Origin of the sequence: Flavobacterium agrisoli (assembly GCF_016522065.1) — a bacterium.
In the GTDB taxonomy this organism is placed as follows: Bacteria; Bacteroidota; Bacteroidia; order Flavobacteriales; family Flavobacteriaceae; genus Flavobacterium; species Flavobacterium agrisoli.
The window spans coordinates 478,847-503,439 of record NZ_JAEHFV010000003.1; the positions used below are offsets into that span (position 1 = coordinate 478,847).

Genomic DNA, 24,593 nt, shown 5'->3' on the forward strand with positions numbered 1-24,593 from the left:
GTTTTTTTAATTATGAATTGTGATAAATTGGTTATTGATAATACTAATTATGCGCGAACAAAAATAAACTTAATTTTAGGAAAGACAAACGTGAGCATTTAGGTTTTGTTTATGTGAACATAAAAGAAGCGGTCAACTTGTATAAACATATATCTAGATCTTATTTTGAAAATAAAAGAATTAAGAGAAGGTGTTTAAACGTACTAAACTATAAACCCTTAGTGCAGTATAAAAGTAATTGCGCAAAACACCAAAATGTGTTGATTTGTAATGATTATCAGTTAATTACAACTATGAGCAACTTAAAGGTAAATTAAGAATTAATTCTTACTAAATTTAAGCAAAACCGAAAATTTCTATTTTAAACCGTAAAATCTAAATTATTTGATATTGAATTAATTAGCTTACTTTAGAGAAATACAAGGTCTTGAAATTAATTCAAAAATCGAACGCAGTGTTTATAATAGAAGAAAACGACAACTATTTCCTTTTATTGAAGAAATTAGAATGAAAATGGTTGAAAAATTTAACAAGTTTGAAAATTATTTTGTGGTCTATAGTATTCCTTTAGAAGTTGGTAAAATAGCCCGTTGTTAAAGAAATAAAATATGTAAAGAAGAAGATTATGCAAGGCCAAATAAAGGATTTTGTGCTTCTAAAAATTTACATTATTAATGTACAAATTACAAGCAGTATGTTCAATAGAAGGTGTTTTCAAAGTTTTGATTTAACACCCGCTTCTGTTCACGTCATTCATTATTTAAAAGATATAAAATAACAATTTGAAGATTGTGTGTTGTATGGAGACAGAGGCTACCTATCTCAAACTATTCAGCTTGATTTGTTTAATGAAGTCAATATTCAATTAGAATCCCAAAAAGAATAAATCAAAAAAACTAAAAACCATAGTCTATCAATTTAAAAAATTCAGAAAAAGAATAGAAACTTTGTTCTCTCAATTATGTGACCAGTTTATGATTAAACGAATTTAAGCTAAATCTTTTGTTGGATTTAAAACAAGGATTCTTTCTAAAATAACCACATTAATAATCATACAATATTTGAATAATTTTGTCTTAGATAGAAACATCAATAATCTGAAAGTTAATCTAATTCAATAAAAGTACGAGTGTGCTTTTAAAAAAATTAAATAAAAATTTGGTGGTTAATATTTTTAACATATATTTGTTCTACTATATTAGTAGAATTAATAGAGTATAAAATTTTAAAAAATTGAAAACTTTCAAATACCTCTCATTTTTAAATAATAAAGAATCGTTTTTATTAGGCAATTTATGTCAAATGTGTTGTTGCTGTTAAGACCTTCACTTAAAAACCCTCATTTATTTTAAAAAGAAATTATCCTGAATTTAGGGATTAAAAGCTATACATATAAACTCAAAACGAATAATAATCCAAAATAAATAAAATGAAAAAACGAATGTGTTGTAGTTAAAAAAAAGCCATTTCTGCGGCAACAGAAATGGCGAAGTTTAAAAAAGAAATGTTCATCTCAAAAGGAAAAGAAAGCTAAAAAAAATGGCCTTCAGGGCTCCTTATTTATTAAACCAAAGCAAAGTAATGAAAAAAAATATCAATATTCTCATATGGATTACTATTTTATTTATTTCAATAAGAGCTAATGCTCAAGATACTAAACCACTTATACAATCTACACTCAATGGAGTTGTAGTAGATCAAGTAACTAACCAACCTATCCCAGGTGTAAATATTCAAATAAAAGGTATTACCCATAATGCCATGACAGATATGGATGGGAAATTTTATTTTCAAACCGGTCAAAAATTTCCATATACATTAATAGTTTCTTATATCGGTTATGAAACCCAAGAATATATAGCGAATACCGATTATGTTCAAATTTCATTAAAAGAAAGTCGTACGGAATTAGATGAGCTTGTCATCATAGGTTATGGTAGTACTACTAAAAAAGATTATACAGGTGCTGCTGAAAATGTTTCTTCAACAGCATTAAAAGCGACACAAAGATCTTTAGAGAGTTCACTTCAAGGATCAGTGGCCGGAGTAAATGTAACTCAGACCTCTGGTCAACCTGGTGCGGGATTAAGTATTCGTGTTCGTGGTGGAAGTTCTATTCAAGGAGGAAATGAACCACTTTATGTTATTGATGGGTTTCCTATTTACAATTCAGAAATTACTTCTGGAGTTTTAAGTGGCACACCAACTAATCCTTTGTCCTCTATAAATCCTTCGGATATAGAATCGATTACGGTTTTAAAAGATGCTTCTTCTACTGCTATTTATGGATCTAGAGGTGCGAATGGAGTTATTATAATTAAAACCAAAAAAGGGTCTTCTACGGCGATGACAGTGAATTATGATTTTACTATTGGTCAACAACAAGTTCGTAATAAAGTTGATGTTTTGGATGCTAAAGGCTTCGCTAATTTAAGAAATGCTGCTCTTTATGATACGAATCCTACATTAGGAACCAATCAATATTTGAGCGATGCACAAATTGCAGCATTGGGTAAGGGAGTTGATTGGCAGGAAGAAGCTTTTCAAAAAGGAATTACACAAAATCATCAATTGAGTATTTTAGGTGGTAACAACCAAACCAAGTATGCAGTTTCTGGAAATTATTATAATCAAGAAGGAGTTATCAAAAATACGGGTTTCGAAAGATTAAGTGTTCGTGTAAATCTTGATTCAAAAATAAGTAGTAATGCAAGGTTTGGTCTTAATCTCACCATTTCTGAAACCAATGCAAAAGTAGCTCCAGCAGGATTAATTACCTCTCTTTTGAGTATGCCTCCAACTGCCACAATTTATGAGCCAGATGGAAGTTATACTTTACGAAACCCTTTTGAAAATATTTTTGCAAATCCAATCGCCACTCTTAATGAACGTAAAAATGAAGCAATCACAGATCGTGTTTTGGGAACCATCTATGGAGAATATGATCTTTTGAAAGATTTAGTATTAAAAGTTTCTTTTGGATCAGACCTCATTTTCAATAAAGAAAAAAGTTATCTCCCTTCGACTATTTATGAAGGGTTGATAACTAATGGTGAGTCAAAAATTGGAACTACAGATTCTAAGACATGGCTAAACGAAAATACACTAACTTATTCTAAGATTTTTGGTGAAAAACATAGCTTAAATGTTTTATTAGGTTATACACAACAACATTCAACAAGAGAATTTGTTACTTCTGGATCTCAGCAATTTGTAAATGATATCACTTATTATTATAGTTTACAAAGTGGAAATGTAGCGTTAATTCCTTCTTCGGGAGAAAGTACATGGGCTCTTAATTCCTATTTGTCAAGGGTAAATTACAATTACAATTCAAAATATTATTTGACAGCAAGTTTAAGAGCTGATGGATCGTCAAGATTTGGTCAAAATAATAAATGGGGATATTTTCCATCTTTTGCGTTAGCATGGCAAATAAGCAATGAGGATTTCTTTTCATCTTTAAAAAATGTGATTAATAGCTTAAAAATCAGAAGCAGTTATGGAGCTACTGGAAATCAAGAAATCGGCGAATACCAATCATTAGCAACATTAAGCAGCGTGAAATATCTTTTTGGAGATCAGATATTTACTGGTTTTACACCAACAAGAATCTCAAATGATGATTTAGGTTGGGAATTAACTAAACAATTTGATGCAGGAATTGATGTTGGTTTTTTTGATGATAAATTGAACTTGACAGCAGATGTTTACCGAAAAACAACAGAAAATTTATTATTAGCCGTTCAGATTCCACATACTACTGGATTTACATCTTCTTTACAAAACTATGGTTCGGTACAAAATCAAGGAATTGAATTAGGAATAAATGCTTCTCTTGGTAATACTTCATTTTCATGGACTTCAAATTTTAATATTGCATTTAATGACAATAAAATTATTGCGCTAGGAAATGATGCCGAATTTTATACTTTCGGAAATTATATTCTAAAAAAAGGAGAATCATTAGGAACTTTTTATGGAGCAATAACCGATGGTATATTACAGCCAGCTGATATCGCGACAAAAGGAGCTTATACCGGAAATGCAACTCCTAAAGCAGGTGATCGTTTGTATAAAGATATTAATGGAGATGGTGCTTTTACAACTGCTGCAGACAGAACCAGTATTGGTGACGCACAGCCTGATTTTATATTTGGTTTTACAAATACTTTCACATACAGAGGTTTTGAATTATCAACACTAATCAATGGATCTGTTGGGAATAAAATTCTAAACGGAAATGCTCAAGCTTTAGAATTATATAACGGACAACAAAATGCCTCTACCAGTGCATCAGATGCTTGGACTCCTACAAATCCAAGCACAACAACTCCGCGAGCCAAATTAGATCCTGCTCCAGTTTTTTCTGACCGATTTGTTGAAGATGGTTCTTTCGTAAGAATCAAAAATATCACATTCAGTTATAATCTACCGAAAAAGTTTTCAGAAAAGCTGCTTTTAAACGCTGTAAAATTTAGAGTAATCGGAGAAAACCTTTTCACATTCACCAAATATACAGGATATGATCCTGAAGTAACCAATGGAACCACAATTTCTCCGGGAACAGATACAGGGATTTATCCTGCGACAAAAACAATTTCGGGTGGTTTAATTATAACATTTTAAAAATAACAATCATGAAAAAATCAATCCTATATAGTTTATCACTTCTTTTTATAATAAGTGCTTGTAATCCTTTGGATGAAAATCCAAAAGCATTTATTGCAACAGATAATTTTTATAAAACAGATGAAGATGCTGATGCAGCTGTAATCGCTGTTCATAATGCGATTAACAGTTCGACACATACACTTTACAATCGTTTAATTCAAATTTCTACAGAAATGGCGACAGACGATTATGAAGCGGGTCCAAGGGCACGAAATGCACATGTTAGAGCCTTATCCAATTTAACTCACGATGCTTCAAATGATAGAATGTTGGAAATTTGGCGTCAAAGTTATGATGGAATAAATCGAGCCAATGTAGCAATTGATAATATTGCTAATAATCCAAATTTAGATTTTCAAAAAGCGAAAGATTTGATCAATGAGGCTAAGTTTTTAAGAGCTGTGTTTTATTTCAACATTGTGAGATGGTTTGGTGATGTTCCTTTGGTTTTACATGAAGTCAAATCGCTGTCACCAGAAACTATAAATATTAGTAATACTCCTGAAACTGAAGTTTATGCACAAATTGAAAATGATTTAATTGATGCTGAATCTTTGCCTGTTACACAGCCTATCAAAGGAAGAATAACTTCCGGAGCAGCAAAAAGTCTTTTGGCAAAGGTTTATTTGACTCAAAAAAAATGGCAAAAAGCGGCTGAAAAAAGTAAAGAAGTCATTGATAGTAAAATGTATGATTTATTCGAAAATTATGCTGATGTTTTCAATGTAGCTACCAAAAACGGCAAAGAACATATTTACTCTGCACAATTTAAAGGTTTTACCAACTGGAACGGAAATATGCTTGCTTCTACAGCTGCACCAACATCGGTTCCAGGAATTGCCGGAGATCAGGCGGATGCTCTCCATAAAGAGGGTGGGCTTTTTGAAGCTTTTGCAGAAAATGATACTCGCAAATACATCACTTTTGCGGTTGAATTTGTAAGCCCGACGGATGGGAAAACGTATAAAGTAGCACCACATTTTAATAAATATTTTGATCCGGCAACTCCAGCTTCGCCTGGACAATCTTCAAAAAATACACCGATTATTCGTTTTGCAGAAGTGTTATTGATTAATTCCGAAGCTTTAAATGAACTTAACGGGCCATCTGCTGAAGCTTTTGCAGGAATAGATCGTGTGAGACAAAGAGCTGGAATAGATTTATTATCGGTTACTTCTCCATCAATCAGTAAAGATGATTTTAGAGAAACTGTTTTTGAAGAAAGAAGAAAAGAGCTGGTTTACGAATACCAACGCTGGTTTGATCTTGCCAGAAGAGGTTCAGATTATTTTGTAGCGAAATTAAAAGCTGCTGGTAAAAATAATGCACAGCCTAAGCACATTCATTTCCCGATTCCACAACGAGAATTGGATTTGAATCCTAATTTAAAACAAGTTCCAGATTGGAGATAAAATCAATTTTTAATTTTAAAAGAAATGAAAAAAACATTTATTACACTAAATATTCTGCTTTCATCAATAGTATTGATTAATGCGCAGGATAAAAATAATGCAGGAACATCAAAACCTAACGTAATCCTGATTATGGTAGATGACATGGGCTATTCTGACTTAGGAAATTATGGTTCCGAAATTAACACGCCAAACCTCGACCGATTAGCAAAGGAAGGAACGCGTTTACGTGAGTTTTACAACAACTCTATCTGTGCGCCAACTAGAGCTTCATTATTAACAGGACAATACCAGCACAAAGCCGGTGTAGGATATTTTGATGTAAATTTAGGTTTACCAGCTTATCAAGGATATTTAAACAAAGAATCTTTAACGCTTGGAGAAGTTTTCCGTTCAGGCGGTTACAGCACGCTGATGTCTGGGAAATGGCATGTTGGTTCTGAAGATAAAGCACAATGGCCAAACCAAAGAGGGTTCGATAAATTTTACGGAATCCTGAAAGGTGCTGCCAATTATTTTAATACGGATGGTTTGCCTTTCGGAAAAACAGCTTATCCAGTAGCATTAATTAGAAATAATGAAGAACTGCATCCGAAAGCTGATTCCTATTATTTTACAGATGAGATTGGTAATAACGCAGTAGAATTTTTGGATGAACAGAACAAAGAGAATAAACCATTCTTCTTATACATTGCTTTTACAGCACCTCATTGGCCTTTGCAGGCAAAACCTGCTGATATTGCCAAATACCGTGGAAAATTTGATGAAGGCTGGGATGTTTTAAGAGAAAAAAGAATTAAAAAATTAAAAGAAAATGGCATTCTTCTAGTTGACCAAACTATTGCTCCAAGAGATCCCGAAGTACCGGAATGGAATAAATTAACCTATGATGAAAAACAGTTTTGGAAAGCCAAAATGGAAGTTTATGCCGCAATGGTTGACAACATGGATCAAAATGTTGGTAAGGTATTAGACAAATTAAAAGCCCTGAAAAAAGATAAAAATACTTTGATTGTTTTTATTTCGGATAATGGTGCGCAAGGCGGATTCAATACGTACAATCCTTTACGAAGAGGTTTAGTGAAAAATGACGGACCGATCGGAACTTCGGGTTCATTTGATTATCAGGAACAAAACTGGGCATATTTGTCGAATACGCCTTTGCAGGATTATAAAAATAATATGCATGAAGGAGGATTTAGTTCTCCATTTATTGCTTGGTTTCCATCAAAAATTAAAGCAGGAAGAATTGATAAAGGAACTGGACATTTAATAGACCTTGCGCCTACTTTTTATGAATTGGCGGGAATTCAGTATCCAAAAGAACTGAATGGTATAATTTCAAATCCGTTACCTGGAAAAAGTTTATTACCTGTATTAATTGACGGCGCTCCACAAGTTAACCGTGGTGCTCCGATATTCTGGGAAAGAGCAGGGAACAGAGCTGTAAGAGAAGGCAAATGGAAGTTAGTTTCGATTTATCCTTCTTACCAATGGGAACTTTATAATTTAGAAAGCGATAGAGGTGAAACCAACAATGTCGCTCAGCAAAATCCAGGTGTAGTAAATGACCTTTCTGCAAAATATTTCGATTGGGCTGATAAAACAGGAGTGGTTGAGTATAGTAAATTCAAACAGAAAAATGAACTGATTCCTGGTGCAGCTTCAAAAAAGTAAAAATATTATTTAAAAGAAATGTATTTGTATAATCAAGGAAAAGAAAGATGAATCTAAAAAGAATCTTAAAAAATAGTATAACAGCAATTGTATTCTTATTTGCAATTGCTGGTTTTTCTCAAAGTCATAATGCATTTACATTACAATTAGAAACTTTTTATGCTAAAATTAAAGAGCAGAAAAGTCCACAAATTATAGATGCAAGAGGTACAGAAGAGTTTCTTACAAACCATATTAATGGAGCAATTAATTTTAATCTTGAAAGTAAGAGTTGCGCTGAAAATATAGCACGATTAGATAAAACTAAACCCGTTTTTGTTTATTCGATCAGATCGGGTAGAAGTGGACAATTGGCAAATGAATTATTAAAAAATGGTTTCTCAGAAGTGTATGATCTGCAAGGAGGAATTGCAGCTTGGATGGGAGCAGGAAAGCCATTTTATTCGAATTCAAAAAGTAAATTGACATTAACAGAATACAATAAAATCATTGCTGAGAATAAGACTGTTTTAGTAGATATTGGTTCTCATTATTGTGGGGCTTGCAAAAAAGTTAAATCTGTTTTAGAAACGATTAATGCCGAACATGGTGCTTATCTAAAAATTCTAGAAATTGATTTAGAAGACAACCCACAACTCATAGCTGAATTAAAAATAGTAAAGATTTTTCCAACATTGATTTTTTACCAAAATGGTAAAATTGTTTTCAAAAAAGAAGGTTTTAACAATTTAAAAAAAGAAGTTGATATGGCTTTCGCTCATTAAAAAGTGATATTCTTTAAACTTGTCAAGCATGAATTATAGATTTCTAAATACTTTATTCTAAATTAAATTTCACAATGCAGATTTAGTGTGTTTTCACTGAGTATTTTTTTAAATCGCACGAATCTGTTTTTAAATAAAAAACTTTTTTAATAAGATTACTTCTTAATTTTTTTAGCCTTTTATGTCAAAGTGAAATGCTTTTTTAAAATTTTTTAAAACTAAACCATGAGAACCAATAGAAACAAAAATAGAATGATGCCTTGCTGTCACATGAAAATCCCTCCATGTTGTTGCTAGTCGATCTTTTTTGTAAAATAATTAGAGCTCTTTTGTAACAACTCAAAAGGGCTTTTTTATGGAATTTATTTAAAAAACAATCAAACAAAATTTAAAAAAAATAGCATCATGAGTACAGAAATTATAAAACAGAACTCCTTTCAATCTATGATTGATCGATTTAATATAGCTGCGGATATCTTAAAATTGGCAGGACCCATTCGCCAAAAATTACAACGTCCAGAAAAACAAATTTTAGTCAACTTCTCTATTGTGTTGGACAATGGAAATGAGCAAAATTTCGAAGGCTATCGCGTTATACACAATACGGCTTTGGGTCCTTCAAAAGGGGGTATCCGCTACGACAATGCGGTGAATTTAGAAGAGGTAAAAGCATTAGCCGCCTGGATGACTTGGAAATCGGCAGTAACAGGAATTCCTTTTGGAGGTGCCAAAGGCGGAATTATTTGCGATCCAAACACGCTTTCTAAAAGAGAATTAGAGAAAATAACCAGAGCCTACACCAAGAGTTTGGCAGATATTTTTGGTCCCGACAAAGATGTTCCAGCACCCGATATGGGAACAGGTCCCGACGAAATGGGATGGTTAATGGACGAGTTTTCGCTAGTACATGGCAAAACAATTCACGGAGTAGTAACGGGCAAACATTTGCATTCCGGAGGATCTTTAGGACGTGTAGAAGCTACGGGAAAAGGAGTGAGCATCATCACACTTTTGGCACTTGAAAAATTAAAATTGAAACCAGCCAAATCTTCTGTAGCCGTTCAAGGTTTTGGAAATGTAGGCTTGCATTCGGCTTTGTTTCTTTACGAAAAAGGATTGAAAGTACTTGCCGTGAGTGATATTTCCGAAGCCTTGTACAATCCAGAAGGAATCAATATTCCAGAACTGATTTTGTATTACAACCTCAATGGTAAAAGCATCAAAGGTTACCCGAATACCATTTCGATAAAACACGAGGAATTATTGCTTTTAGAAGTAGATGTTTTGATTCCAGCTGCCAAAGAAGATGTAATTACGAAATTAAATGCCAATGATGTTCGCGCTAAAATTATTGTAGAAGGTGCCAACGGTCCCGTTTCTTCGGATGCCGATGAAATTTTGCAAGAGAACAAAGTGTTGGTAGTTCCAGATATTTTGGCCAATGCAGGTGGGGTTACGGTTTCCTATTTCGAATGGGTTCAAAATACCTTGGTCGAAACATGGGGAGTGAATCAAGTAAACCGACAGCTTGAAAATATTTTGGAGAAAAGTTTTGATACTGTTTTTAAAACTGCCAACAAATATAAGGTTTCACCACGTATCGCATCATACATTCTTGCTTTGCAAAAAGTAGCCGAAAGACAAGCTGTGAAAGAAGTTATTGTACCAAAGACTAACTTCAAACAAAATTAAAATTAGAAAGAGATATTGTATCTGTTCGATTAATGGATACAATATTTCTTAATTAAAAAAATCATTAACCCTTTAATCATAAGTTTTTAAAAAATAAATAATACACAAATCAAAATGGAAAAAATTAGATTAAGACATATTTCAATTGTAATTGTTGCTTTAAAATTGCTGTTAATTTCAGTTGTAATTATTAAATACCTACCCGAAGCTACAGCAGAAGATTTGACATTCGACCAAACTTTTTTTTGGTTTTTATTAGCCGGATTTTTGGCTCAAATTGTAGATGGCGCTTTAGGAATGGCTTATGGAGTGACTTCAAATTCTGTTTTGTTAAGTTTTGGACTTTCTCCAAAATTAGCTTCAGCAGCAGTACATACCGCAGAGGTTTTTACTACAGGAGTTTCAGGATTGTCGCATATTAAATTTGGTAATTTTAATAAAGCATTGTTTTTGAAGTTAATTATTCCAGGGGTTTTAAGTGCTGTTGTCGGAGCTTATTTATTAGGTTCGGTTGTCAATGGAGATTTTATTAAACCCTACGTAAATGTGTATTTGCTTTTTTTGGGAGGGATCATTCTTTATAAAGCTTTTAGAAAAAAAGAGGAAAAAGAAAAAGCTAATTTAAAAAATGCACCGATTTATGCTCTTTTTGGTGGTTTTTTGGATGCTATTGGAGGAGGGGGTTGGGGGCCAATTGTAACTTCAAATTTAATAAGCCAAAGAAACTCACCTGGTGAAGTAATTGGAACTGTTAATACAGCAGAATTTTTTGTAACCTATTTTAGTGCTGGAGTTTTAATTTATTTTACAGGTATTCAAAGTTGGGAAATTATTTTAGGTCTTATTGTGGGAGGTACTTTGGCAGCCCCATTTGGAGCTTATGTTGCGAAAAAATTGCCTACCAAAATCATGATGGTAGCTGTTGGGATTTTGATTATATTGACTTCACTTTTTACGCTTTCGAAAATTTTTCTTAAATAAATAGAATGATAGTTTTGGATTGATTCGTTTAGAAAAGTTATAGATTGGATATATGAGTTTAAAATCTATAAAATATATTTATGAAAGAAAGTAATTGGTTATTTATGTTTTAAATAGATAAGTAATATGTACGAAGATTATATAAATCCAAAATTTACCGCGGACAGAGGACATAATCGCAATTGTATTTACTGTGAGGCTGAACTTTCGCTTCAAAAAATAGATCAGATCTTAAATATCTCTTTTGTTGATATTGAAAGACGATTCCATGGTCATCGAATAGTTATGGAGAATATTAATGGATGTTTTGATGAAAATTATTTTAAAATTTTGACTGAATTAAACTATGAGAGCACAATTTTTGGTAAATGTCTTGTTTGTGGATGGTGGAAAATTTTAGAAAGATATTGGATGGGAGCTGAGTGGCAAATGTGGGATGTCTTTTTTGGATTAAATGGAACTTTGAAGAATCTAGATTTAAACAAATCGGACTTACCATTATCTGAAGTGAGGAATTATTTAGTAAGGAATTATCAAAATAGATTTAGTTTAAATCCAAGAATTTTTGAAAAATTGGTTGCTGACGTTTATAGAGATTTTGGCTATGATACTATTTGTACTGGATATTCAAATGATGGTGGTATTGATGTTATTTTGTCGAAAAATAATTTAACAATAGGTGTACAGGTTAAAAGATCAAAGAATAAAATTAAAGTGCAGCAAATTAGATCTTTATTAGGTTCATTAATTATAAATGGATATAAAAAAGGTCTGTTTGTATGTGCTTCAGATTTTCAAAGAGGTACTTATCCTATTGCAGAAAGGTTTTCTATAGAACTTGTAAATGGAAATAGATTTTATGATCAGTTAAAGGAGGTTCAAATACTTCGAAATCAACTATTTAATATTGATTTCAGTAATATTAAAAATCTTTATTATGATGATTGTTATCCAATGAACAGTTTGTAAAAATAAATATTTCAGATTCTTTAATTTGTATTATAGAAGTTTTTGTTTTTATAAGAAATGAAATAATATCACTTTATTCCAGATTTAGGTTGTTATTGCTCATATTTTAATATTTTTACTAATTAAGTTAATTGTTTAGGACTAGATTTATAAAAAGAAAGAACTTAAACAAATTAGATTTTAGATTTAGTTTTGTAGCGAGGACGTGAGTTCAACCCGCCCTGAAAATTGAAACTTCAATCTTTTAATTTGTTAAACATCTGATTATCAATTTTTTTTTTATTTTTAAGTAAAATAGGTTTTTGATGTTTTTTTCTATAAGTTGTTTTCCTCACTTGAGCGTTTATATTTATTTTTTTATTCATGTCTATCTCAGTCAGAATAAAACCTCTTTTTTAAGAAAAGTAGTTTTTCTATTTTAAATTTACAATAAACTGTTTTTTTGTTGCTTTTTTTTTTAGAATTACAACCATTACTTTTTGGACAAATATTAGAGTCTTTTGGCAAATTTAGCCAATGAAAAATGTCGTAATTTTGAATAGTAATATTAGAAAATTATGATCAAGAAATCAACTTACACTTTTTTAAAATCTTTAAGAGCGAATAATTCAAAAGAGTTTATGATTGAGAATAGAGATAAGTATGATGATGCAATGGCCGATTTTACAAATTTTACTCAGAGGCTAATCGATGAGATTAGTTTGTTTGACAATGAAATTGGGAGGGCAGATTTGAAAGCAAAAGATTGTATTCCTAGGCTAAACAGAGATCTTCGTTTTAGTAAGAACAAAGCACCTTATAAAACTTATTTATATTCAATTATTTGTAGAAAAGGACGAAAAGTAAATGATGTGAACTATGGTGTTTTTATAGATCCAGAGTCTTCTTTTATTTATTCTGGAGCATGGCAACCTGAACCCACACATCTTAAAGAGATAAGAAGTAAAATTAATTACGACTATAACGAATGGATAAAAATTGCAGAAGATCAAAAACTTTTGAATTCTTTTCCCGATGGAGTAATCGCCAATGAGTCCCTCAAGCGAATGCCAGCAGGTTATGATGAAGATAATCCAGCAGCAAAATATTTAAAAATGAAAGGATTTGTAGTCAAAAAACAACTTGATAATTCTTTCTTTCAAGAAGAGAAAAATTGGACAATACTCCTAAATGATTTTAAAGTTTGTACCTATCTTAAGGATTTTTTAAAAAAAGAAGAATAGTAATTTTCAAAATATTATGATCTATAAATTTAGATTATTAGCTTAACGAAAATGTTAAAAATTTAGAAAATATATTTAAGTAATCTAGCAAAAAAAAACAGTAGTTATGATTCAGCAAAGAGTGATGGAGAAGTTAGAAATTTTAGCAGATGCTGCTAAATATGATGTTTCATGTTCGTCGGGCCAAAGTAACCGAAAAAATAAAGATAAAGGGATAGGAGACTCAAAGGGTTATGGCATTTGCCATGCCTTTACCGAAGATGGAAGATGTGTTTCCTTGCTTAAGATTCTGCTTACAAATTATTGTATTTTTGATTGTGGTTACTGTGTTAGTCGAAAAAGTAACGATGTAAAGCGAGCAGCTTTTACTGTGGATGAAGTAGTGGAACTTACGATTAATTTTTACCGTAGAAATTATATTGAAGGTCTGTTTTTAAGTTCAGGAATATTTGATAGTGCCGATTTTACCATGGAACGCTTAATTAAAATTGCTAAGAAACTGAGAACAGAAAAAAATTTTAATGGATACATACATCTAAAAGCGATACCAGGGTCAAGTGACGATTTGATAAGAGAAGCAGGTCTTTACGCAGATCGTTTGAGTTTAAACATCGAGATGCCTACCGAGACTAGTTTAAAACTACTGGCTCCAGAAAAAAAGCATGCAGATGTTATCAGACCAATGGAATTTCTTAGGGAAGAAATTTTAGGTTACAAAGAAGAGAAAAAACTCATAAAAAATTCACCACTCTTTGCACCTGCTGGACAAAGCACACAAATGGTTATTGGAGCTACAAAAGAAAATGATCACGAAATTTTAGGAATGGCAAATTATTTTTATGAAAAAATGAACTTAAAACGGGTGTACTATTCGGGTTATGTTCCCATAAGCAATGATGATAATAGACTTCCCACAATAGGGACAGCAGTGCCAATAATTAGAGAAAACAGACTCTATCAAGCCGATTGGTTGATACGCTATTATGGATTTAATGTAAATGAAATAGTCGGTACAGAGTATCCAAATCTAGATCTTGATATAGACCCTAAACTAGGCTGGGCATTACGAAATTTGCATGTTTTTCCGATTGATATTAACACAGCCGATCTTGAACTGATAAAAAGGGTTCCGGGGATTGGGTTTTTGAGTGCTTCTAAAATTGTTGCTGCGAGGAAATTTAAAATGATTCTTCCAGAACATCTTAAAAAGATGGGCGTAGCTTATACAAGAGCAAAGTTTTTCTTAACTTTTACAAAATCATTTACTACGCAAAAAGACTTGATGGGATCGCAAATCAAGTATCAAATTTTGTCGCAGCAAAATAGTAAATACAAAGCTGATTTTTCTAACCAACTTTCATTATTTCAATGATTCAAGTGGTTTATGACGGAACTTATGAGGGTTGGCTCACGGCAGTTTTTGATATTTACCAATTCAAATTTAACGACGTTACTTTTGGGACAGAAGACCGCCCTTCTACAAGTTTATTCACGGGTACTCATACGGTGATTACCGATCAGCAAAAAGCATCAAGAGTTTTAAACGGACTAAAAGCAAAACTTACAACGGAAGGGTTACTTAGGCTATACCGTACTTTTTTATCTGAAGTAGACCAATCAGAGGAAATAATGCTGCAATTTGTGCTCCACGTTTTTGATTCTAAAGTTAATATTGAAGGTGATTTTGGTAACTCTAATGTGTGGAATCTTCGAAAAGCCGCAAGAATTGTAAAAAGGGAAAGTTATAGAATGAAAGCATTTGTCAGATTTAAGTTAACTAAAGATGAACTTTATTACGCTTTAATAGAACCTGATTGTAATGTGCTACCATTAATTAAAAGCCATTTTAGGTCCCGTTATGCTGATCAGCGTTGGCTGATTTACGATGCAAAACGGAAATACGGAATTTATTATGATTTAGAAACCGTTAGTACGGTTCAGCTACATTTTCATGATACTAAAGGAACTGCAGCAGATCTTACTGAAATTTGTGATGAGCAGGAAGATTTTTTTCAAGAATTATGGCGTAGGTATTTTTCAAGTACAAATATTGAAGCCCGAAAAAATGTAAAACTCCATTTACAACACATGCCTAGGCGGTATTGGAAAAATTTAATCGAGAAAAACGGTCAGTAATAAATGTATTTATAAATTGTTATGAAAACGATTTCACTATATTTTTTAGTATTACAAACTGTGTTGAAAGTAAAATATTGTAGTAGCTAAACGTACTATTTTGTAACTTCGCTTCAAAAATTTGTATGAGCCAGTTGCTATCAACCCTAGAATTAGATGATATTATAAAATCATTTAAAGTACGCCTGCAAATAGATGATTTTATGGTAGTTACCATTACTAAAGAAAATAGTTATTTCAAACTTAATACACCTACATTACCCAATTTTTTATGTATAATTTTAGTAGAGCAAGGAAGTATAGGTTATGCTGAAAACGGTAAGTCGATGGAACTTAAAAAGGGAGATATTTATTTTAGCCCTATTGCAGAAAAATTTTTTATAAATGAGATTTCGCATGATTATGTTGCTAAAAAAATTCTTTTAACGGATAAACTTATTATTAATTCAGCATTCACTTATAAATCGAATGATTTCTTAAAAAGCTTTTTCAATCATCCGTCAAGAAGAATACAAGGGCAGACGGAATTATATCAGAGAATTGCTTCCGAAATCAATGCATTAGAAGAACTGAATGATAAAAATAATGTTAATTATTACTTTAATGAAATGATTTGGCATCGGTTTTCAATTGTTATTTATGAGCTAGAGAATTATTTTAAAAAAGCAGAACTTCCAGTAAGTATCGAAAGTGTTAGGGGAGATGATCTAACAATGCAGTTTTTTACATTGCTACGCCAGAATTTTAAAGAGCATCACGAAGTTCAATTTTACGCAGACAAGCTCTGTATCACTCGCAAATATTTGAGTAAAATTATAAGAAAAACCATGGGTAAGTCTACTAAAGATGTAATTAATCATTTTTTGATAGTAGAAGCTAAACTTCTTTTAAGAAAACCAGGAATCACCCTTAACGATGTGATAACAGAACTTCAGTTTTTAGACCTGCCTTCTTTTAGTAAATTTTTTAAAAAGCATACCGGAAAAAGCCCTTCCAGTTATAGAAAAGATGATCTGTTTTAATAGAAAGTTATTTAAGAGTTATTATCAAAAATTGAAATGCTGTTTTATAAATTATTTTCAGATGTTTTAAAGTATTTTCTAAAAAAATAACTAGATTTTAAAGAATGAAATTAGTAGGAATAGACGGTTGCAAGTTTGGTTGGGTAGCGGTTTCTTTAGAAGACGATTGTGCAAAAATTTTCAAAAACTTGACTGATTTGGTTGCTTTTTATGATGATGAAACTATTTTTCTGATCGATATGCCAATTGGATTACCTAGTGAGGAAATAGAAAGAAACTGCGAAAAAAGCGCAAGAAGAGAAATAGACTCAAAACGGAAATCAAGCCTCTTTCCGGTTCCTTGTCGTCAGGCTGTATATGCCGAAAATTATGAAAAAGCAAACCAAATTAACCGTAAAGTTCTTCAAAAGGGAATCCCTAAACAAAGTTGGTTTATCTGTTCAAAAATTAAGGAACTGGATCAAATATTGCTTCAAAACGAAAAACTTAAAGCCAGATTTAAAGAATCGCATCCCGAGTTAGCATTTCATTATCTTAATCGGAAAGTTTCAATGGAGTTTAATAAGAAAACGGAATCTGGTCAAAAAGAACGCTTATTTCTTTTGTCGCAATTTTCTTCAAATATTGATTTTATTTACAAAAACACGCTTCAAAAGTATAAGCGAATGGATCTTGCTAAAGATGACATCATAGATGCTTTATGTTTGGCGGTCACTTTAGAAGAAATCAGTACAAACAATATACCTCTTGAATGTTCAAATGTAGATGAAAAAAAATTGCCTATGAAAATTAATATTTTTGATAGCTCACTTTTAAGTAAACACATTGAAAAAAATTTCACTTAAGAAATATGATTTTTTTGTCAAAGTGAACTTGTCGAAAAGCGTCATTGTTGACACTCTTCGACAAGTCAGATTGAGGTTTTAATGACTAGTATTCTAATCTGAAAAAAACTCATATCACTAAACAGATACTTGCTTTCAACAAGAATAAGTAAATTACTTTTCTTTGGTTAATGCGCATAGCGTTCCGCAGGCTGACCTGTTTGTGAAGCTTGTAACAATTGAATACGAGCAGTTTCATAAGCATCAATTAAACTTTGGTCGTTTACAGATGGATGTGTAGTTAATTCACCTTTGTCAAGTCCAGAAAGAATTGCATTTACACAATTTTCAGAAGTCATTATGGTTGATTGTTCCAATGCAGATAATGGAACGCCACCAATTTCCCATAATTCAGTTGCAGTGGTTGCAGGATTTACTAACTGAATACGAACATTTGTTCCTTTAACTTCTTCTTGTAATCCTTGAGTATATTGCACAACAAATCCCTTTGTACCGCTGTAGATAGCGCTTATAGGTAAGGCATAAAATCCAAGTACAGAAGCTATATTAATTAAAATGCCTTCATTTTTTTCTATAAATGAAGGTAAAACAGCATTCGATAAGAGCATAAGCGCTGTTACATTTACATTTACCATTTCTTTTTGTTTACTTACACTAATTGAGGTAGATGCTGAAAGGGTAGAGGTTCCTGCGTTGTTGATTAGTAAGGATATACTTTTATCGTTTTTTAGGTCTTCAACCACTTTTTCTAGGTCGGTTAATGAACCCAAATCCGCTACTATGTTGGTTACTTTAATTCCATATTTCGATTCTAATTTTTTTGCAATTACCTCTAATCTATCCTTACGACGTGCTACTAATTTTAAATCATAACCACGTTTTGCTAATCTATCGGCAAATATCTCACCTAAACCTGAAGACGCACCAGTAATTACTGCAGTTCCCATTTCATTTTTTTTATTCATTTTTTTAATATTTAAAATTTACATTTATTTATGTAAACTATTCTGTTTACTTCTTGTAAGTGTAAACTGTTTGGTTTACATTTGCAAGAAAATAATTTAGTCATGGAAAAAAAAATAACTCCAACTTCAAAAACACAAAAAAGAAACGAAATGATTAAAAGTGCTTTTGATATTTTTTATAAGAATGGTTTTCACGCCACTGGTGTAGATACTATAATTGATGGTACAGGAATATCAAAAAGAACACTTTATAAACATTTTTTATCAAAAGAAGGTCTAATTATCGCCACACTCAATTATTATCATGAAACTAGATACAAAGAAATAGCCGGTTATATAGAAAAAGCTGTAGTTGAGAATCCGGTAGATAAGGTTTTAATGATTTTTGACTTACTTATAAAGTTGGTGGATGCTGGTAATGTGAATGGATGTTTTGCAATGAATGCCAAAACAGAGTATGCACATAAAGCTGCAGAAATAGAAGCAGTTTGCGATTTGCATATCAATAAACTAGAAATGTTAGTTGAGAAATATTTATTTGAAGCAAATATCACAGATAGTAAAGCAATAGCAACTCAAGTTATTATGTTGTTTGAGGGTTCAATTTTACGAAGTAAAGCCATCCAAAGTTCTGCACCAATAAAACTAGCTAAGAAAGCAGCTAAAGTAATTTGTAGTCAATCTTAATTTTTTAATCAAAAAAAATATTGCTTGTCAGAAGTTTATAAAAGTTTAAAAAGAGTTAGAGGAAGGAATTTAAAAATATTTTTTAGTCTATAAAAAACAATCAGCTAATAAATAGAGATAGCTAAAAAAACGGTTCATTAGATATATTAAAAAGTTAAAACAATAAATATTTTACAAAAAAAATAACATGAAACAAACAATTTTAATAACAGGTGCATCATCAGGTTTTGGATTGCTAATTGCAAACGAACTGCACAAAAATGGATACAATGTGATTGGCACCAGTAGAAACCCTGAAAAGTATGCATCAAAGTTACCGTTCAAATTAATTGCATTAGATCTAGATTCAGAACAATCGATAAACACTTTGCCAGATAGACTCTTCAAAGAAAGTGTTAGGTTGGATATACTTATCAACAATGCAGGTTTTTTAGTTTCAGGTATTGCTGAAGAAACTCCCATTGAACTTGGAAAAAAACAGTTAGATACAAATTTTTGGGGAACTATCAGGGTTACAAATGCGATATTACCTCATTTTAGAAAACAAAAAATGGGTAAAATAATAACCGTAGGTTCAATTATCGGACTAATATCATTTCCTAATGCGGCATACTATGCGGCATCTAAACATGCTTTAGAAGGATATTTTAAAGCATTACGTTACGAATTGAATGGGTTTAATATTGAGGTAGCCATGATTGAACCTGCTGCTTTTAAAACAAGTATTTTAGATAATTCATCATCTTCAATAACCAAAATTGAAGATTACAATTTATTAAGAGGAAAGGTCGAAAAATTTAATAAGGCCTTAGCAGAACAGGCGGAAGATCCAGCAATGGTAGCAGCAAAAGTACTTAAAGTAGTCCAAGCGAAAAATCCTAAATTCAGAAACATTGTTGGAAAGGGTACGTCTACTTTGCTTAATCTTCAACATTTCTCTTATGGTATTTTAGAAAAAAATATTCTCAAAAAAATAAATAAAAATTAAATTAAGATGAAAGCATTTTATATTAAAAAATACAGTAAAAAAGACAAATTGCAACTTTCCGAAGTAGCAAATCCTGTTGCTAAAGAAAATGAAGTTTTAGTTCAAATTCATGCAGCAGCAGTCAATGTTTTAGATTTAATGATAAAAAAGGGAGAGTTTAAACTCTTGTTACCATACAAGACACCAATTATCAACGGACACGATATGGCTGGAACTGTAGTTAAAGTTGGGTCGGCTGTTTCGAATTTTAACGTTGGAGATGAAGTTTATTCAAGAGTGGGAGATTACCGAATAGGTACTTTTGCTGAATACATTTCAGTTAATGAAAAAGATTTGGCTTTAAAGCCAAAGAACCTTACAATGGAGGAAGCCGCATCTATTCCTTTAGTAGGTTTAACTTCTTGGCAAGCTCTTGTTGAAATGGGTAACGTTAAAAGAGGACAAAAAGTTTTCATTCAAGCTGGTTCTGGCGGTGTGGGTACATTTGCTATTCAATTAGCAAAACATTTAGGAGCTTTTGTAGCAACAACAACTAGTGCAACTAATATTGATTTAGTAAAAAGTCTTGGTGCCGATTTAATAATCGATTACAAAAAAGAAGATTTTGAAACCAAACTAAAAGACTATGATTTTGTTTTGCATAGTAATAAAGATCCTAAAATTCTTGAAAAGTCACTACGTATTCTAAAATCTGGCGGGCAATTAATTTCTCTAGTTGGCCCACCAACTCCAGAGTTTGCCGAAGAAATTGGTTTGCCTTGGTATTTAAAATTAGTGACAAAATTGATAAGTTCTGGCGCTAAGAAAAAAGCAAAAAAAAGAAATACAAAATATAAATTCTTGTTTATGAGAGCAGAAGGAAGCCAATTAGAAGAAATTACTGCTCTAATTGAGTTGGGCGCCATAAAACCTGTAATTGATAAAGTATTTCCTTTTGAAAAAACTAATGATGCTATGACTTATATAGAATCTGGTAGAACCAAAGGTAAGGTGATAGTAAAAGTAAAATAATATTAAAAATAAATAATAGTGAAAGCAATAATTTTAAACGAAGTAGGGAGTGTTGATGATCTACAATTTGTAGATATTGTAAAGCCAACTATAAAGGGGAATGAAGTTTTGGTAAAACCAATTTCATTAAGTATCAATATGATAGATCTTAAAGTAAGGTCAAATAAAGGAGCATTAAATTGGATTATTGGTCCAGATCGACCTGCTATTATCGGTTGGGATCTATCAGGAACAATAGTTGAAATAGGAGATGAAGTGGTTGATTTTAAAGTTGGTGATGCCGTTTTCGGTATGGCAAATTTCCCTGGAAAAGGTAATGCTTATGCCTAATATGTTGCAGTACCAGCTTCACATTTAACTCTAAAACCTGCTAATATTTCTCACGATGAAGCGGCATCGGCTGCACTTGCTGCTCTTACAGCTTGGCAAGCTTTAGTTGAAAAAGGGAATGTAAAAAAGGGAGACAAAGTATTGATTCATGCTGCATCGGGTGGAGTTGGACATTACGCCACACAAATTGCTAAATATCTTGGAACCTATGTAATTGGTACTTCATCAGCAAAAAACAAAGAATTTATATTACAAAATGGAGCAGATGAACACATCGATTATACTACAGAAAGTTTTCAAGAAAAAGTGTCAGATGTTGATTTTGTGTTTGATACCGTTGGTGGAGATACTGTTATAAAGTCATTAGATGTTGTAAAAGAAGGTGCAACAATTGTTACTATCACCAAGAGCAATCTATCTGATGAAGAGCTTGAAAAATCAAAAGAGAAAAATATAAATTAATCATTTTTATTAGTGCAGTCTTCAGGTGAAAACATGTTGCAGCTTTCAGAATTATTAGAAAAAGAAATAGTCAAATCGCACGTCTCCAAAATATTTTCTTTTGAAGAGATGCAAGAAGCTCATTTATATTTAGAAAAAGGGAGAACTGTTGGTAAAATTGTAGTAAATATTTAAATAAAAGATGGTATAAAACAGTAAAAGGGATTAAATCGATTGTGATTTAATCCTTTTTGAATTTGAATGTAATAACCTTTAAAGTTAAGTATTAATTAGGGAGTGATAAAAGTGGTATTACGAGTCCAGCAGCCATAGTTCTGGTTTTACTAATGTGTAAAAGAGAATCCCAAAAACCATATTTTTGAGGAACCATAACCAAAATATCTGCGTTATAATTTATAATTTCTGCCTGAATTTCATTCACAACATCGCTGGATTTAATCTTTTTGTAAAGATATTTGATGTAGGTAAGATTCGGATCAATCGTAGAATCAACATCTTTCTGCTGTTGAAGTAATGTTTCAACTTTTTTATCAACACTAAAAAATTCTATTTCAGACTTTAGTTTTAAAACTATTTTTGTAAACCATCTAAATCTTTTTACTGTTGACAAACTACTATTGTCTAGAGCAAAAAGTATCTTTTTTACGTTAGAAAAATGTGCTGCTAAAGGTACAGCTAATACAGGAATAGTAATGTTTTTAATTACAGAAGTGGTCGAATTACCCATTACTTCTTGTTCAAATTATTTTTCGGCCATGCCCATCACAACTAGTTCAATTTTTCTGTTTGCGATTAATAAGTTAAGTTCTTCTTCTAAAGGTGAAAAAACACAATGAACGTCTATTTCAATAGAAAATAAGTTAGAAAGCTCTGATGCTAAGATTTTAAGTTCCCACTTGGCTCTGTTTAATTCTTGATCAAATCCATTACTTGAAATTCTGGAATTCGCACTATGAATAGAAAGTGAAAAGGCGTGAAAAAGAAGTAGTTTTGATCCTGTTATTTCTGCCAAATTTGCTGCGTAATGTATTGCATTTGTGGCAATATCAGTAAAATTTGTTGTGGCAATTATTGTTGATTTGGAACTCGTATTGTAACTATTTTAAGTTATGAAATTTTGATTCTTTTTTAATTTGATTCGTTTAGGATTTAGTAGTTCAGAAAACCATATCAGTGAACGTTTTTTTCATAAACAGATGTTTTTTGATCATTTACCGTGTAACAGCAATGTCCTTTCTCTACTATAAGTATAGTAAAAAAGTCCATTTTGTGAGGAATATTTAATATAAGATTGTTATTGTTTTTATCTGTAGAACTAACAATAAATTATTTATTAATTAAATCAGTTTTGACTTGATTTATAAGCTCTTCAAGCGAGAGGTTATAGACTTGATAATTCATAAAAGCTAAAAGGTTATTGTTTAGTAAGGAACAACAAAGTTATTGTAAACTATTCTAATTTTTTCTAATTATTTAAACGTTCAAAATTAGTTTTTAGAAAGGAGTAGTCAAATATGTTTAATTTTAGCAATTCAAGGTTGCGTAAGTTATCTTTGAAATGTATAAGTTATCCGTCAAGTATTTTAAATCCGGTATAAAATTATTAGTAGAATGAAGCGAGCAAATAGTTTTTAAGATGTTGATGAATAGATGTAAAGTAGAAGTTTTTTCCTAAATTATAAATTTGGTAATAAAATTGTAGGGATAATGTATAATTTTACAATTTAATTCAAGTCTAAATGAGATTGATTTTTTATATAATGGCATTCTTTTTAATGGTTTCGACTGCTCAAGCACAAATCGGGCAAAATCCAGATGAACAAATGGGATATGTGCTAACCGAAACCGATTCGATTTTGAATGATACCATCGAATTACCCGAAATTATTGTTTCTAAAGGGAAATTGGATAAAGAAGCCCAAAAGGCGTATTTGATTCTGCAAAATCGAGTTTACAAAACCTATCCTTATGCTAAATTGGCGGCCGAGCGTTTGGTAGCCCTTAATAAAGGAATGGAACGATTGAATTCAAACAAAGAAAAAAAGCGATATTTAAAAATCGTAGAAGATTATTTAACGAATAGTTTCGAGGCTAAGCTTAAAAAGTTGTCTCGTAAGCAAGGTCAAATTTTAGTCAAGCTCATTCATAGGCAAACTGGAAAAACAACTTATGAATTAATTAAAAACCTAAAAAGTGGGTGGAAGGCTTTTTGGGCAAATGGAACAGCCAAACTTTTTGATATTAATTTAAAAGAAGAATACGCACCATTTGAAGTAAATGAAGATTACTTAATAGAAACAATCTTAGTGGAAGCATTTGCCACCGGCCGATTAGTAAACCAAAAACCAGCCAATCCAGTCAACTACGAAAAACTTACCCAATTTTGGGAAGACCTAGCCGAAAAAAAAGCAGCAGATAAAAAGGAATAACGCCTTTTTGAAATAATTTGACATTTACCCTGACAAACAAAACTAAAATAGTAAAGCATAGATAAAGCATAGATAGTGCATGAATAGTGCATGGATAATTTTCTCCTGCCTAAAAACAGTATCCAAGCATAGTAAAACCTTCTTTTTAGAATCTAGAATACTATAAAACCCCAAGTAACACAAAAACTTTTAAAAAAAGTTAGGATGTAAGTAATGCAGGTATAGCGAGTTAAGTAATTATATTAAATTACTATTAAAAAAAGAATAAAAAAAGGCTTGTTTAATTGAATAAAGTGTCTACTTTTGCACCCGCAACAGCGAAACGT

General features: G+C 31.7%; 19 protein-coding genes and 2 pseudogenes. 18 read left to right on the plus strand and 3 right to left on the minus strand.

Annotation, left to right across the window (positions count from 1 at the left end; all coding sequences use genetic code 11):
* Nucleotides 1-327: 327 nt before the first annotated feature.
* The 13 genes and pseudogenes from I5M07_RS16125 to I5M07_RS10345 all read left to right on the plus strand — a co-directional run.
* Nucleotides 328-1,121: pseudogene (locus I5M07_RS16125) on the plus strand (IS982 family transposase); the annotation flags it as partial.
* A gap of 460 nt (nt 1,122-1,581) precedes the next feature.
* On the plus strand, nt 1,582-4,629 hold the full coding sequence (locus I5M07_RS10290) for a SusC/RagA family TonB-linked outer membrane protein (RefSeq protein WP_200106352.1): 3,048 nt from the start codon (nt 1,582-1,584) through the stop codon (nt 4,627-4,629).
* An 11-nt stretch (nt 4,630-4,640) separates the two neighbouring features.
* Nucleotides 4,641-6,086, plus strand: a complete 1,446-nt coding sequence (locus tag I5M07_RS10295; protein WP_200106353.1) for a RagB/SusD family nutrient uptake outer membrane protein — start codon at nt 4,641-4,643, stop codon at nt 6,084-6,086.
* Nucleotides 6,087-6,110: 24 nt separating this feature from the next.
* Entirely contained in the window at nt 6,111-7,763 is a 1,653-nt protein-coding gene (locus I5M07_RS10300) for an arylsulfatase (protein WP_200106354.1), read from the plus strand.
* Nucleotides 7,764-7,810: 47 nt separating this feature from the next.
* The gene (locus I5M07_RS10305; RefSeq protein WP_200106355.1) at nt 7,811-8,527 is read left to right on the plus strand and encodes a rhodanese-like domain-containing protein; all 717 of its coding nucleotides are present in this window, start codon (nt 7,811-7,813) and stop codon (nt 8,525-8,527) included.
* Between the two features lie 405 nt (nt 8,528-8,932).
* Complete coding sequence (locus tag I5M07_RS10310) at nt 8,933-10,219, plus strand: Glu/Leu/Phe/Val family dehydrogenase (protein ID WP_233622022.1); 1,287 nt, start codon at nt 8,933-8,935, stop codon at nt 10,217-10,219.
* Between the two features lie 114 nt (nt 10,220-10,333).
* Nucleotides 10,334-11,200 (plus strand): sulfite exporter TauE/SafE family protein, encoded by an 867-nt coding sequence (locus tag I5M07_RS10315; RefSeq protein WP_200106356.1) that lies wholly within the window; start codon nt 10,334-10,336, stop codon nt 11,198-11,200.
* A 126-nt stretch (nt 11,201-11,326) separates the two neighbouring features.
* Nucleotides 11,327-12,169, plus strand: coding sequence for a restriction endonuclease (locus I5M07_RS10320; protein WP_200106357.1), 843 nt, complete (start codon nt 11,327-11,329; stop codon nt 12,167-12,169).
* Between the two features lie 557 nt (nt 12,170-12,726).
* Complete coding sequence (locus tag I5M07_RS10325; protein ID WP_200106358.1) at nt 12,727-13,392, plus strand: DUF2461 domain-containing protein; 666 nt, start codon at nt 12,727-12,729, stop codon at nt 13,390-13,392.
* A gap of 106 nt (nt 13,393-13,498) precedes the next feature.
* Nucleotides 13,499-14,764, plus strand: coding sequence for a putative DNA modification/repair radical SAM protein (locus tag I5M07_RS10330; protein ID WP_200106359.1), 1,266 nt, complete (start codon nt 13,499-13,501; stop codon nt 14,762-14,764).
* Complete coding sequence (locus I5M07_RS10335) at nt 14,761-15,528, plus strand: TIGR03915 family putative DNA repair protein (RefSeq protein WP_200106360.1); 768 nt, start codon at nt 14,761-14,763, stop codon at nt 15,526-15,528. The genes I5M07_RS10330 and I5M07_RS10335 overlap by 4 nt, the downstream gene beginning before the upstream one ends.
* Before the next feature lie 125 nt (nt 15,529-15,653).
* Complete coding sequence (locus I5M07_RS10340; RefSeq protein ID WP_200106361.1) at nt 15,654-16,550, plus strand: AraC family transcriptional regulator; 897 nt, start codon at nt 15,654-15,656, stop codon at nt 16,548-16,550.
* Nucleotides 16,551-16,654: 104 nt separating this feature from the next.
* The gene (locus tag I5M07_RS10345) at nt 16,655-17,395 is read left to right on the plus strand and encodes a DUF429 domain-containing protein (RefSeq protein ID WP_200106362.1); all 741 of its coding nucleotides are present in this window, start codon (nt 16,655-16,657) and stop codon (nt 17,393-17,395) included.
* A 167-nt stretch (nt 17,396-17,562) separates the two neighbouring features.
* Here I5M07_RS10345 and I5M07_RS10350 read toward each other — a convergent pair whose 3' ends face one another.
* Complete coding sequence (locus tag I5M07_RS10350) at nt 17,563-18,342, minus strand: SDR family NAD(P)-dependent oxidoreductase (protein ID WP_233622023.1); 780 nt, start codon at nt 18,340-18,342, stop codon at nt 17,563-17,565.
* 120 nt (nt 18,343-18,462) lie between these two features.
* Between I5M07_RS10350 and I5M07_RS10355 the strand changes: the two genes are divergently transcribed.
* The 4 genes and pseudogenes from I5M07_RS10355 (at nt 18,463) to I5M07_RS10370 (ending at nt 22,012) form a co-directional block, all read left to right on the plus strand.
* A complete protein-coding gene (locus I5M07_RS10355; RefSeq protein WP_200106364.1) occupies nt 18,463-19,047 on the plus strand; it encodes a TetR/AcrR family transcriptional regulator in 585 nt (194 codons plus the stop codon).
* 187 nt (nt 19,048-19,234) lie between these two features.
* Nucleotides 19,235-20,035, plus strand: coding sequence for an SDR family oxidoreductase (locus I5M07_RS10360; RefSeq protein WP_200106365.1), 801 nt, complete (start codon nt 19,235-19,237; stop codon nt 20,033-20,035).
* Nucleotides 20,036-20,041: 6 nt separating this feature from the next.
* A complete protein-coding gene (locus I5M07_RS10365; protein ID WP_200106366.1) occupies nt 20,042-21,046 on the plus strand; it encodes an NADP-dependent oxidoreductase in 1,005 nt (334 codons plus the stop codon).
* Between the two features lie 18 nt (nt 21,047-21,064).
* Nucleotides 21,065-22,012: pseudogene (locus tag I5M07_RS10370) on the plus strand (NADP-dependent oxidoreductase).
* A 91-nt stretch (nt 22,013-22,103) separates the two neighbouring features.
* Here I5M07_RS10370 and I5M07_RS16005 read toward each other — a convergent pair.
* Together I5M07_RS16005 and I5M07_RS16010 are read right to left on the minus strand one after the other, a co-directional pair.
* Nucleotides 22,104-22,565, minus strand: a complete 462-nt coding sequence (locus I5M07_RS16005) for a universal stress protein (RefSeq protein WP_233622024.1) — start codon at nt 22,563-22,565, stop codon at nt 22,104-22,106.
* 15 nt (nt 22,566-22,580) lie between these two features.
* A complete protein-coding gene (locus I5M07_RS16010; RefSeq protein WP_317191321.1) occupies nt 22,581-22,910 on the minus strand; it encodes a universal stress protein in 330 nt (109 codons plus the stop codon).
* 667 nt (nt 22,911-23,577) lie between these two features.
* Between I5M07_RS16010 and I5M07_RS10380 the strand changes: the two genes are divergently transcribed.
* On the plus strand, nt 23,578-24,267 hold the full coding sequence (locus I5M07_RS10380; protein ID WP_233622027.1) for a DUF4294 domain-containing protein: 690 nt from the start codon (nt 23,578-23,580) through the stop codon (nt 24,265-24,267).
* The last annotated feature ends 326 nt before the right edge of the window (nt 24,268-24,593 follow it).